The organism is Schleiferilactobacillus perolens DSM 12744, assembly GCF_001435585.1.
Classification (GTDB): Bacteria; Bacillota; Bacilli; order Lactobacillales; family Lactobacillaceae; genus Schleiferilactobacillus; species Schleiferilactobacillus perolens.
This window is the reverse complement of sequence record NZ_AZEC01000001.1, coordinates 369,696-382,283: the sequence shown is the minus strand read 5'-3', so window position 1 is coordinate 382,283 and position 12,588 is coordinate 369,696. Positions and strand designations below refer to the sequence as shown.

The 12,588-nt window shown below is 48.4% G+C and carries 7 protein-coding genes; 4 read left to right on the top strand and 3 right to left on the bottom strand.

The annotated features are described in order from the left end of the window. Positions 1-94: 94 nt before the first annotated feature. From FD09_RS01565 to FD09_RS01550, 4 genes are all read left to right on the top strand, one after another. Positions 95-1,120: a LacI family DNA-binding transcriptional regulator gene (locus FD09_RS01565; RefSeq protein WP_057817570.1), complete on the top strand. Its 1,026-nt coding sequence runs from the start codon at positions 95-97 to the stop codon at positions 1,118-1,120. Between the two features lie 2 nt (positions 1,121-1,122). Next, the gene (locus FD09_RS01560; RefSeq protein ID WP_057817568.1) at positions 1,123-2,391 is read left to right on the top strand and encodes an ABC transporter substrate-binding protein; all 1,269 of its coding nucleotides are present in this window, start codon (positions 1,123-1,125) and stop codon (positions 2,389-2,391) included. A 74-nt stretch (positions 2,392-2,465) separates the two neighbouring features. Continuing rightward, positions 2,466-3,287 carry a carbohydrate ABC transporter permease gene (locus FD09_RS01555; protein WP_057817865.1) on the top strand — a complete coding sequence of 274 codons (822 nt, stop codon included), beginning with the start codon at positions 2,466-2,468 and terminating at the stop codon, positions 3,285-3,287. Beyond that, positions 3,287-4,159, top strand: a complete 873-nt coding sequence (locus FD09_RS01550) for a carbohydrate ABC transporter permease (RefSeq protein WP_083487421.1) — start codon at positions 3,287-3,289, stop codon at positions 4,157-4,159. The genes FD09_RS01555 and FD09_RS01550 overlap by 1 nt, the downstream gene beginning before the upstream one ends. A 141-nt stretch (positions 4,160-4,300) precedes the next feature. Here FD09_RS01550 and FD09_RS01545 read toward each other — a convergent pair whose 3' ends face one another. The 3 genes from FD09_RS01545 to FD09_RS01535 all read right to left on the bottom strand — a co-directional run bounded on the left by FD09_RS01545 (position 4,301) and on the right by FD09_RS01535 (position 12,522). Next, positions 4,301-5,725, bottom strand: coding sequence for a glycosyltransferase family 2 protein (locus tag FD09_RS01545; protein WP_057817564.1), 1,425 nt, complete (start codon positions 5,723-5,725; stop codon positions 4,301-4,303). Between the two features lie 97 nt (positions 5,726-5,822). Further along, the gene (locus tag FD09_RS01540; RefSeq protein WP_057817562.1) at positions 5,823-6,728 is read right to left on the bottom strand and encodes a CAP domain-containing protein; all 906 of its coding nucleotides are present in this window, start codon (positions 6,726-6,728) and stop codon (positions 5,823-5,825) included. 469 nt (positions 6,729-7,197) lie between these two features. Next, the gene (locus tag FD09_RS01535; protein ID WP_057817560.1) at positions 7,198-12,522 is read right to left on the bottom strand and encodes a leucine-rich repeat domain-containing protein; all 5,325 of its coding nucleotides are present in this window, start codon (positions 12,520-12,522) and stop codon (positions 7,198-7,200) included. Positions 12,523-12,588 lie beyond the last annotated feature (66 nt).

The following is a 12,588-nucleotide window of genomic DNA, read 5'->3' as shown; positions in this document are numbered from 1 at the left end:
GGAAGCGGTGTTATATTGTTTGTGTAAACGTTTACTGGATTTGCGGTTTTGGGAAGTTACTTTATCGAACATGTATAACAGGTGAGGGATTGTCATGATTACAATTAAGGAAATCGCAAAGGAGGCAAGGGTTTCAATTGCCACTGTGTCCCGCGTGCTAAATGGTACTGGTGGTTACAGTCAAGAGACATTTGATCGAGTTAATAAAATTGCGGATGCCCATCATTATTTGAAAAATGCGGCTGCACATACATTGGTCAGCGCATCAAGCAAAATTATCGGTATTCTCATCCCCAGCGTTAGTACGAGTTTTTCCGGCGACATTATCAATGGCATTGAAGATGCTGCATATGCAGCTGGTTATGATGTCATTCTCGCCCATACTGGCATTGGTGGTGATGAACGCCGACTACTGGAAAATATCAACATGATGCGTAATCGGCAGGTCGAGGGGTTAGTAATTGTTTCTAATCAGTTTACAGAAACAGCTTTAACGCTGATTCAACGATTGCGCTTGAACACAACGTTGATTTCCACATCAACTAGAAATAATAGTCTGCCAGCCTTTGTCATTGATGATGTGGCGGCAATGCATGCTGTAACAAGTTACCTGTTAAGTATTGGCCATCAGCACATCGCCATCATCGGCGCTGATCCAGATGACCATGTCACTGGCGCGCCCCGTATCAAAGGCTATCGCGATGCCATGATGGATGCTGGTATGGTACCCAGTATTGCTTGGGTACAACGTGGCGACTTTAGTTATGAATCTGGCTACACCGGTTTCAAACGACTCTATAGTGGCGAATACGACATTACAGCTGTTTGTTGCGTGAGCGACGAGGCAGCATTAGGGGTTATCGCCGCCGCGCATGAGTTTGGGCTTTCCGTGCCAGATGATCTATCCGTTACCGGTTTTGATGGCACACGTTTATCAGAAATGGTACGGCCCCGTTTAACAACGGTTCGTCAACCCTTCTATCGAATGGGTAAAGCTGGCGCTACTGCATTATTGCAGCATATCACCAGCGGTGAGTCAATTAACGGTGAGACATTTCCCTTTGAAATTGAAATTCGAGAATCAACAAAACCATTAGATACACAACGAAGAGGAGAATAACAATGAAGTTCACGAAATTATTATTGAGCGTTGCAGGAGCAACGGCCCTTACGTTAGCATTAGCCGGGTGCGGCAGTTCAAGTTCTTCTAGTGGTAACGGTAAAACAACAGTTCAGTTTTTAAGTACCAAAACGGAAAATGCATCGACCTACAAAGAGCTCATCAAAGAGTTTGAAAAGAAGAATCCAAAGATTGATGTGGAGTTTTCATCCCCCACGAATGCAGCAACGCTATTGAAAACTGATTTGACCAAGGGAACATTTCCAGATGTTGTTGGTATTGGTGGCGATGCGACCTTCGTAGCAATGCAAGATGCCAAGGTGTTTAAAGATCTAAGCAAGGAATCCTACGTCAAAACTGTTGATCCCACATATCAGAAGATGATCACTAGTCTGTATAGCGGAAAGGGCTTGTATGCAGTGCCCTATGCCACTAATGCTTCTGGCATTATTTATAACAAATCACTTTTCAAGAAAGCCGGTATCACGAAAATCCCCACGACTTGGGATGAATTAATGGCCGACGCCAAAACGCTTAAGAGCAAAGGCATTACTCCATTTGGAGTAGCATTTAAAGATTCCTGGACAACATTGTCACCCTGGAACCAAATTGTCGGTAATGTCATCCCAGATTCTTGGATTAAGACCCGTTTGAACAATAAGAGCACTTTTGCTGCTACTCACAAAGCAGCCTTAAACCAATGGCTTGAACCTTTGAAGTATGCGCAGAAAGATTACATGGGCACTTCCTACAACGATATCAACCGTGACTTTGCAAATGGCAAGGTAGCTATGATCATCAACGGGAATTATGAAATTCCTGAAATCACCAAACTGAATAAAGATATTGATGCCGATATGTTCATGTTCCCTGTTACTAATAGTGCCAGCGACAACCATGTTGTATCTGGAATTGACGTTGCATTCGGTATCTACAACAAGACAAAGGTATCTTCCGCTGCCAACAAGTTAGTGGCATTCCTAATGCAGAAGAGTTCTGCTGAGAAATACACGCAAGAACAATTCTCCTTCTCAGCCATTGACGGCGTTAAACAAACCAGCAAGTTGGTTGCTGGCATTTCCCCAGAAATTGAAAAGGTCAATGTCAAAAACTATCCAGATCACTACTATCCTTCCGCATTTGACATGTCTAAGCCATTGACTCAATCCGCATTGAATGCGTCCAAGGGAATGTCTGCCAGCCAGAACGTGAAACAGACATTGCAAAACATCGACAACACATTCAATACCGCTAATGTGAAGAATAAGTAGAAAGGTGTGTGGACACGTTGCGGAAACGAACAAAAAGTAAAATTAGCCCAACGCTGTACATCGCCGTCGCACCAATGATCATTCTGTTTTTCGTTTTTCATACGATCCCCTTCCTCCGCGGCGTGTTTTACAGTTTTACTGATTGGCCCGGTTATGGCGCATGGCATTTTGTTGGATTGCGTAATTATCTCTATATGTTTTCCAACAGTCAGATTGGCGATGCTTACTGGTTTACCTTTAAGTTTGCCCTTGTAGCGACAATCCTTGTCAATTTAATCTCTCTGGCGCTTGCCGTTGGATTGAACTCACGGATCAAGTTTCAAAATACGATGAAGGCTCTCTATTTTCTGCCGTATATGTTGGGAACCTTAATTGTTGGGTTCATCTTCAACTTCATATTCGGCACGCTGATTCCTCAATTTGGCCAAGCCTTAAATATTGGTTGGCTGTCTTCCAACATTTTGGGCACAGATCATGCGTGGATCGGTATATTGATTGTTACGATTTGGCAAGGTCTGGCGTTCAATACCTTGATTTACTTATCCGGTTTGCAATCAATTAGCACTGAAATTTACGAAGCTGCTGAACTCGACGGCACAACCCCATGGCAAAAATTTTGGCGCATTACATTTCCATTGATTGCACCATTTTTTACCATCAATTTAGTGCTTTCTGTCAAAGGTTACCTAATGGTATTTGATCAGATCATGGCCATGACTAGTGGTGGCCCGGGGAATAGTACCACTTCAATTTCCGTATTGATCTACACCCAAGGATTCCAAGGATCGCAATTTGCAATTCAATCAGCCAACGCCGTTGTTCTCTTCATCGTCGTTGCAGCGATTTCACTATTCCAATTACGGATCTTGAATAAGCGAGAGGAGCGATTACAATAATGCAAGCAACAGAAACAACTTCTGTAAAGCCTAAAAAGCTTAAGCGCGAAAGGCCGAACCATACAAACTATACGGCCACTGCAATTCTAGCGGTGCTTGCCATCTTCGCAATTCTCGGTCCGTTGTATTTAACTGTGGTTATTGCGCTGAAGGATCCTAGCCAAATGAACAACGTCTTAGCTTGGCCATCAAAAATCAATTGGTCAAACTTCAAAGATGCTTGGGAAATGACTGATTTCCCAACCAAGTTCTTGAACACACTTTTCATCACTGTGGTCAATATCGTCTTTACGATTATCACGAACTCCTTTGTCGCGTATGCCATTACCCGCTACCGTAGCCATAGCAAACTTTTCAATGGATTATACTATTACTTGGTATCAGCGATGTTCATCCCCTTCAACGTTATCATGCTGCCATTGGTGAAGCAGGTTAGCATGTTCCATATGGATAATGTCTTTGGCATTACCATTCTCTACATTATCTTTGGGTTGCCCATGAATACCTTCCTGTATGCCGGATTTGTCAAACAAATCCCAATTGCACTAGAAGAAGCCGCCATCATGGATGGCGCAACTCCGCTCCAAGTATTCTTTAAGGTTGTCTTCCCAATTATGAAACCGATGCATGCCACTGTCGCAATCTTATCCTTCATGTGGACGTGGAACGACTTCTTAATGCCCTTGGTACTATTGAGCAATCCAAAACAACAAACTCTGCAACTCGCCCAATACGTTTTCCAAGGTCAGTTCTCGACCAACTATAATCTTGCCTTTGCCTCCTACATGTTGGTCTTAGCGCCTGTTTTACTGATGTACATTTTCTTCCAGCGGTACATTATCGCGGGTGTCACCAGCGGGGCTGTCAAGTAACTTGATTCAATATAAATAGGATGTGGCCACAAGCACATCCTATTTATCAAGGCATCACACCAGGCTTTACGTTATAGTAACCCAAACAAACAGCCCATCAAGAATTGTGTCACATGCAATTCTCGATGGGCTATTTGTTTATTACACCCGCTTCAACTCCGTCAACCCGTGCGCCGTATGCGACCACGCCCGCTGGTTCGGGAACGTCACCAGCCCGGCAATCTGCACCAGCAGATACGTCAGTGAAAAGTAATAGAAGGCCACTAGCGCCTTCAATGCCATGTACCAGCGCCGCTTATTAAAGCCCCGGGCATCATAGAAGTAGCCTGCCACCATGGGTAAGAAACCTTCCAGCAGAATCGCCCAATTAAGCACGGTGAGGGGAACGAAATAGCTGCGCTCCACATCAATAAACCAGCCGGGGTATGCACCATGTTGAGGGACGAGAACGCTCACGCCAAGGCTCAAAGCGAAGATCACGGCCAGCAGATATTGAAGATTCTGGCGCATGGAGAACAGGTAATTGATTTGATCCAGGTCCCGTAGATCACCGGTTTTGAAGAAATGCTTGAGCAGTGGGCCGAGGTTGTGGAACGCTGTGTACCAGTGACCACGACTCCAGCGGTAGCGTTGAATCATGCTGGCCCGGAGCCGCTCTGGCTTTTCGTCATAGATTCGGGTGAAATGATTCCATCCCACCGTCCCGCCGCTTTCGACGATGCGGATCTCCATTTCTAAATCTTCTGTCAGACTACGGGAGCGAAAACCGCCGTGGGCCATTAGCCAGGCGGTCTGGACCACGAAACCGGTGCCGCCAATACTGTTGTCCAGGCCCAAGCGATATTTACTCAGCTGGAAGAACCGGTTCATCGTCCAATACGACATGGCATAGCCTAGCGTTAACAGGCTTTCGTCATTCTTACTATCCAAATAAGCTTGGATGGCGGTGAAATGTTTGGCCTGATACTGACTGTCCAATTCGCGCAGGATATTGATGTCGGTGAAATTATCAGCATCGAGCACCATGACCAGATCCGCCCACTTCAATTCGTCCCGCTTGGTCAACTCATTCACTGCGTATTGCAACCCTGCCGGCTTACCCACGCCGATCCGGCGGAATTTATGCTGGGCAGTATCCACCACTTGGGCGCCGTAATCCCGGGCAATGGCCGCCGTGCGATCGGTGGATTGATCGCTGACAACCACCACGCGATACAGCTGCCGGGGATAGTCGACTTTAGCCAAGTGTGCCAGTGTCGCACCAATCACAGCTTCTTCATTATGCGCAGGAATCAGAATAATGAACCGGCTGCGCGGCGCCATCATGGGATAATCGCGTTTGGCCTTGCCGAAGCCAAAGAGCATTAAGAAAATGTAGTACATCGTGAGCATCAGCACCCAGGTACTGATCGCGATCACGATGATAAATAACGGCCAGCCAAAATGCGCAATGAATGGCCGAAAGGAATACGAAACACTGGCGAGGATCAGAATGGTCCCGCCGCCAACCAGTAACAGGAACACGCTGAGTGCGCCCCAGTCCAGTCGGGAGAAACGATGAAACATAAAAACTCCTTCTTTGTCATGTATTTTTATCCCAAAACCACACAAGCACCCTGCCCTTAATTTGCCAGAGCAGAGTGCTTGTTTCGTTGCTCCAAAACTAGAAGTTGACACTGGTATAAGCCGCGTCGATCCATTGATTACCTCCTACTAAATACCAAGTCTTACCTTGCGTATCGCGAGCGATATTGCTCACTTGCCACTGAGAACCCTTCGGCAATGTGCGCCCGGTATAACGGGCACTTGGGCCATAGCCAATATTCAGTTGCACACCCCACTTACCGGTGACTGTTGCAATCCGCAAAGACGCCGGATTAGATGGTGTGTACCGGGTCGGATAATACCCGCTCAACCCGTTTTGTTGAGAATAGTTGAAATACGCCCGGACGACACTGTATTGCCAGCTCGGCGTATTCCCGCCAAAGTCCAATGCATTGTAGACGATGTAATTACCGTCTGTGTCCTTCTTCAGCGCAAAGGCAATGCCCACGTTCGTGAAGTAAGGATTCAACAAGTTCTTGCGGTGTCCGTAATCAGCCACACCATAATCGTCGTAGTACTGTTCAACGATCTGAACGGCTAAGGTCGCGTCGTCCGTGATCGCGGGCTTGCGCAGGCTGCCAAACAACCGCGGTACACCCACCGGTGTGGATGCTAAGTTTTCCCCGGTGAGTAAAAATCCCAACCGGTTCAAAACATTCGGCTGATTCGGATCATGCTGGAGGGAAGGCAGTTGGGCATTACGTTGCACGATCTGGTTGGACCAAGCATTCGTAATACCGTTATCCAATCGCAACGCGCCCAAGTGGTTCTGGGCCCGCAACCGATTAATTTCGAGAAGCATCATATTCTGTACCGCAGTGACATTTGGTTTGTAAACCGCGTTGGTCGCTGCGACAACATCGCTTTGGGGAGAAGCCGGTGGTGCCGAAATGGCTAACACCCCAACCAATAAACCGAAAAGACTCGCGATTGATATCATTAATCGCACAATATGCTTTTTCATGTTGCTCGCCCCTTTTTGGACATCTTCAGTATGCGGGGGATGAGGGGATGAAAACCGTCAACATATCGTTTTTCTGGACCAATTTGTGCGTTTCAAAAAGATATTCATTAGTGAAGTAGTTTGTTACAGCGGTTTTTCAATGAGGACACACCCGGGTAAGTCCCACAACAATTCTTCCCACATTTTTCGCTGGGTGATTCACAATTTGGAAAGAAATTGTCAAAAGCATTGATAAGCGTGCTTACAGCCCACTCTTTTTCATCACCTATTGTGAAATGATAGCCTTGACCAATTTCGATATTCCCACAGTTCCACATGTGAAAAGTACCGCGGAATCGGTGCTTAATTTCACAATGTCGCTAGTGCCGATAACCAGACCAATTAAAAGACGTCCAGCACGCGGTTTGTGCGCTGGACGTCGATGTCGCTGGTGCCTGTGAAACGCTAAATTGGGAGGGCTGTATTGCGGTTAATCTTCGTCCTGATCGTTGTGCTTCCGGCGCCAGGTCATTAGTGACAGGACCACCAGGAGCAACCCGATGATGACTGTCCGCAGGCTGCGGAAGTTGCCGGTCTGGGGCAGTTTTCCGGCGGTTTGACTTGCTTTGACCGGTGCCGTCGGTAATGGTTGCGGTGCGTCGCGGGACGCATCTGGGTTGGCTAACGCTAATTCGTTGACTGGTACCTCGTCTTCAGCCGGGGCCTGGTCCAGTGATTGTTCACTATGAACATGCGCGGCCATTTCCGGTTGGAGACTATCTTGGGTGGGATTAGCCACCGGTACCGGTGTTTCTGCGGGTTTTGTGTCTTCACTTTGGCCAGGTGCCAGGATATCGCGCACTTCAGAAATTGTTTCATGGGGAACATCTTCTGAAGTGGCGCTGCTGGGTACCTGATCAACGGGTGGCGCCACTGTTTCTGCCGCGTTATTATTGGCAGCTTCAATTGATGACGTGATGGCGTGGTCTGTTTTATCGGCATCGTTTGCTGCTTCCGAGATTTGCTCGGGTACTTCGTGATTTTCTGGGGACTTTTCAACTGGCACAGTCGTACTGGTGGCTGGTGATGCCTGATCTGCCAGCGTGCCGGCGAAGGTGTTGCCATCATGGCGGTGTTCCTCTGATTCGTGGCCGCTGGCTTGATCCATTTCTTCCTCAGATTGGTCAGGCGTGACGACATCTTCTGCAGTGGCTTCAGTCTTTGGACTGTCTTCGCGGTTATCCTGATCTTCGGCTGAGTCATTTGGATCGACGACTATTGACGCAGGTGATTTGCTATCCACGTCATGTTCTGTTACTGTCTGGTCCTCTGTTTCCGCTGGCATTTCCGAGTCCGCCACCTCGGATACAGTATCAGTCGCCACCGTCGGCATACTTTCTTCTGCATCGTTGGCCGCCGCCGGAGTCACAGCTTCTGGTGTGCCATCATTGTCCGATGACTGATCCGTGGCTGCCTCCTCAACGACTGGTGTACCCGCTGATTCATCGGCGTCCACTGGTGTCGCTGTGCTTTCTGCCTCAGTGGCTTCTGGTACATCCTCTACCGGTGGCGTATTGACAAATGTCACTGGCACCACGGCCACCATGGAATAACCGGCCTTATCGGGATTAATGGCCCCGTTTTTGCCGTCAATACTCGGCGGATTGTTATACAAGGGCTGGCCAGCGACGATGGGGTAGCGACCGCCGATGTCCAAACGCATTTCATACGTTTTGCCCACATTATCCCCATCTGCGGCGTGGTGCTGCGGTAAAAGCACCGTCAAAACAGACCGTCCATCTACCAATTCTTCTCGCGGCGCATACCCTTCATCATGGTCTGTACCGGAGGGATCGCGATTGGGATAAGGCGTGTGGACATTCTCTTTGAAATGCACAATATTGTTGGTGGCGCCATAGATTCCTGCTTCTTGCCCCAGCAGATCACGACCATTAGGGGCACCCTTATGCACCAAATAGTGATAACTGTACACTTTATCATCATCCACTGTGCCGGAGAAATGTCCCGGGCCTTGGTAAATCGTATCGTAGGGGATGAGCTGCGAGTCATTGGCAATCGTGCCATCAGTCAATTGAATTGCACCATCCGCATTCATTGTCCGAGTCGACTGACCATAGTCCACGACTTGAGTGGGGAAGTTCACCACTTGGTTAACCGCCCGATCCTTAGTCAGATCCCAGCCGGGTAGGACAAAACTGCTTGATTCTTTATTCCAGATGGCTGTCTCGGGAATGCCATTTTGATTCCGGTAAGTGCCGTAGGAGGGATAGTTGACCAAATAGTTGCTGAAATCCACGTGGACATTGGGGTTGCTGGCCAAGAGTTTGGCCACCGCAACGGGTACGGTTGTTAACTGGTTATTACCCAAATTCAGGCTCTTCAAGTTGGTTAAGTCAGCTAACTGATCCGGCAAGTCGATCAGATCGTTACCTTTCAGATTGAGTGTCTCCAGTTGTGTCAATTGACCTATTTCAGCTGGTAAAGTCGTTAAATGATTATAGTGGGATCGGTCCGCTTGGGTGAACACTTCCGGCAGGGCATACACTTTTTCTCCGGCTGCATTAGTCAACGTGGCTTGATCTGCATGATTGGCAGGATCGTAGTCTAAATGAACGTTGCTGTCCGCCAAGGGTACCAAATCGTAAATGCCCTCATCCTCGTCTTTTCGCACTTGCCCCGCCACGTTGATTTCCTGCTGTTCTTCTACTGAACCCAGGCCTAATTCGTGTAAACTGGTCAGTTGACCCAAGTGTGCCTGGGAAATATCCGTGAGCCGATTGTTGTTTAAATTCAACCCGCTCAGTTTTTGCAACTGACTCATATCCGGCAAGGTCGTGAGGCTGTTGCCCGCTAAGTTCAGTGTACCTGTCAAGTTAGTTAGGGTGTTGATGGAAGCCGGCAACTCGGTCAGCTGCGGATTGTTGGTGATCTCTAGATGGGTCAATTGGGTTAACCCCGTCAGATCCGGTAATGCGGTCAAGTTGGGATTGCGGGTAATCTTCAAATTGGTCAGCTTCTTTAACTGGCTCAATTCTTCCGGAAGCGTGGTGAAACCATTGTCAGTAATCGTCAATTCTTCCAAATTAGCCAAAGTGCTAATACCGGCCAAGTCCATAATCTGTTTCTCTGGATCAGCCTGGCGCACTTGACCCACTTTATCCACCGCTTTTTTACCGCCCAGTGTAATCACGCGGATTTTCTTTAAATCAGCCACACTGACCGACTGATTTTCGCCGATGACTTTGGCTTGTTTCAAGGCTTCCTCGATTTGTGTCCGGAACTTTTCATCCGGTAACACATCGGCCAACTTGGGCGTCTTGATAAACTGAATGGGTAACACGGCAACTTGGGAATACCCTAATCGATCCGGTGCCATCATGCCGGCCTTGTCGAAATTCAGGTTGGCCTTGCCCACTGCCCCGCCGGGTGTCACGGCATGTTGGCCGCCCACGCCTAAATTCAGGACATAGGTTTGGCCGACATTGGTCTTTTCACCCTGCTTTTCCGGCAGCATGAGTCCCATATAATACCCGCCATCCAGCAGCTGACCATAGATGGCCTGATACCGATCGTGCCCGCTGCCGTATGGATCTTGATGCGGGTAAAGATTCTTGCCGTCATTCGCTAGCAAGCTAAATGTGTTGTTCGTCGCATCAAACAGGCCAGCATATTGACCGGTGATATCATGACCATTGGGTTGACTGGGAAAATGCAAGTATGGCGTCACCCGCTCTGTATCCGCGTCGCTCTGACCAAGAAAATGGCCCGGTCCCGTATAAACGGCGTCTGCCAATCGTAAAAATTGACTGTCATTGGCCTTGGTGCCATCTGCTAACTTCACTTGGCCACCGGTTAGGGCAAAACTTGAGTCATTGTAGTCCACCGTATGCGTCGGATAATGGATCACTTGATTCAAGGCCCGATCCTTATCGCCTTGCCAACCTGGGAGTGTCTCTTGCTCGCGGGCATGGTAAAATTCTGTTTCTGGAATGCCATTTTGGTTGCGATACGTCCCAAATGACGGGTAATTGGCCAAGTAATTGCTGAAGTCGACGTGTAAATCGGGATTGGTTTGCAGCAGGTTCTCGACTGCGAGGGGTACCGTCGTGAATTGATTGTTGCCCAAATTCAATGTCTTTAATCCGAACATATTCGCCATCACGCCCGGCAGCTCGGTCAAGTCATTACCTTTCAGATCCAGTGCTTGCAAGTGCGTTAATACTCCCCAGGCCGCAGGCACTTCAGTTAAATGATTGTAATGGGCCCGATCTGCTTGCGGGAAAACATTGGTCAAGGCGTATTGGCCCTGTCCGTCTTTATCCTGGCGGGTAAAATGAGCTGCTTGGCTGGCAGGATCATAATCCAAGTGGACGTTGCTGCTCTGGTCCGGTACCACATCAAATAATGTATTTGTGGTATCTCCGTCTTCGGCCAGAAAAGTGTTGCCTTGGACGTTGATTTCCCGGGAGTCTTCTTGTGAACCCACGGCAAGTTTTTGCAGATTAGTCAGTTTCTCAATATGGGCATCCGCGACATCGGTCAGCCGGTTATTGTTCAAATTTAGTGATGTGATTTGTTGCAGCTGGCTGAGATCTGGGAGGGTGGTGAAACTGTTGCCCTTTAAGTCCAACTCACCCTGCAGTTGGGTCAAGTGATTAATTGATGGCGGCAGTGTGGTTAATTGTGGATTATTGGTGATGGTCAAATGTTGCAGATTGTGCAATTCGGATAGATCAGGCAATTCGGTCAATGCCGTGTTTCGGGTGATCTTCAATGTTTGTAAGTTAGCTAGTCGGTTGATTTCCACTGGCAAACTGGTGAAATCATTATCCGTTAAGGTGAGGCTCTGCAGACCAGTTAAATTGCCGATGCCGGTTAAGTCAGCGACTTTGACCGACTCCTTGGCCGTCCACACGCCTGGTTCGGCTAACCCCGCCTCCGATTTAGCCGTGACCCAGTCGCCCAATTGTAATTGGGTCAACTGACTCAGATCCTGAGTACCGATCGTTTCTTGATCTTGCTTGGTCGATACCACGCCGTTTTTTTGCAAAGCCGCCACGACTTGTTCCCGGAAATGGTCGTCTGGAATGAGCGTGTTGAGGGTGGCGGTAATGGATTTCTCGGTCGGTTCTTCCTTGATCGGTGCAGTATCTGCTGTCTCAGTGGACATTTCATCAACCACTGCGGCGGTGGACACTGCATTGTCTTTCTCTGACGCGGCCGGTTGATCGTGGTTATCTTCTTGCGGTGTTTCTGCCTCACTCGGAGTAGCCGGCTGTTCGTCTTGTACAGTGGCCGCTGGTGCAGCTTTCTCAGACGGCGAGGCTTGTTCTGTCTGAGTGGGTTTGCTTGGTTGAACCGTTTGGGGTTCTGCTTTGGCCGCTGTTGGAGCGGCTTGTTCTATTGAGGTTTGGGTTGGTTGCTTGGACTCGTCTTTTTTGCCCGCTGACGGCGCTGATTCAACTTCTGGCGTCGCAATGCTCGCTGATACCGGTGATTTTGCTGTGGCGGTTGAGGCGTTATCTGAATCTGACAACGCAGGTTTGTCCCCTTCAGATACTGTCTCAGGAGTGTTTGGCACTTCTTCGATGATTCCTAGCTCTGGTTCTTTTTTCAGTGTGTGCGCATGAATGATGCTTTCCGGCGGTGCGATGTGTTCGTCTTCTGCAGCACTGACTGCCTGGGTGCTCAATGTCATCCCGGTCCCCAATACCACGACAACGCTTGCTACCCGTACTAGCCATTTCTTTTTGGCCTTGTATAGACGCGGCCGACTCTTTTCAACTTTATTCATTATGGGAATTCCTTTCCGTAATCCTATGGTGACGGTGTTAACGGCATTCCCAAATGCATCCTTTAC

Excerpts from the sequence above, each read along its gene's own strand:
- FD09_RS01565 (WP_057817570.1), top strand. The coding sequence starts at position 95 with ATGATTACAATTAAGGAAATCGCAAAGGAGGCAAGGGTTTCAATTGCC.
- FD09_RS01560 (WP_057817568.1), top strand. The coding sequence starts at position 1,123 with ATGAAGTTCACGAAATTATTATTGAGCGTTGCAGGAGCAACGGCCCTT.
- FD09_RS01555 (WP_057817865.1), top strand. The coding sequence starts at position 2,466 with ATGATCATTCTGTTTTTCGTTTTTCATACGATCCCCTTCCTCCGCGGC.
- FD09_RS01550 (WP_083487421.1), top strand. The coding sequence starts at position 3,287 with ATGCAAGCAACAGAAACAACTTCTGTAAAGCCTAAAAAGCTTAAGCGC.
- FD09_RS01545 (WP_057817564.1), bottom strand. The coding sequence starts at position 5,725 with ATGTTTCATCGTTTCTCCCGACTGGACTGGGGCGCACTCAGCGTGTTC.
- FD09_RS01540 (WP_057817562.1), bottom strand. The coding sequence starts at position 6,728 with ATGAAAAAGCATATTGTGCGATTAATGATATCAATCGCGAGTCTTTTC.
- FD09_RS01535 (WP_057817560.1), bottom strand. The coding sequence starts at position 12,522 with ATGAATAAAGTTGAAAAGAGTCGGCCGCGTCTATACAAGGCCAAAAAG.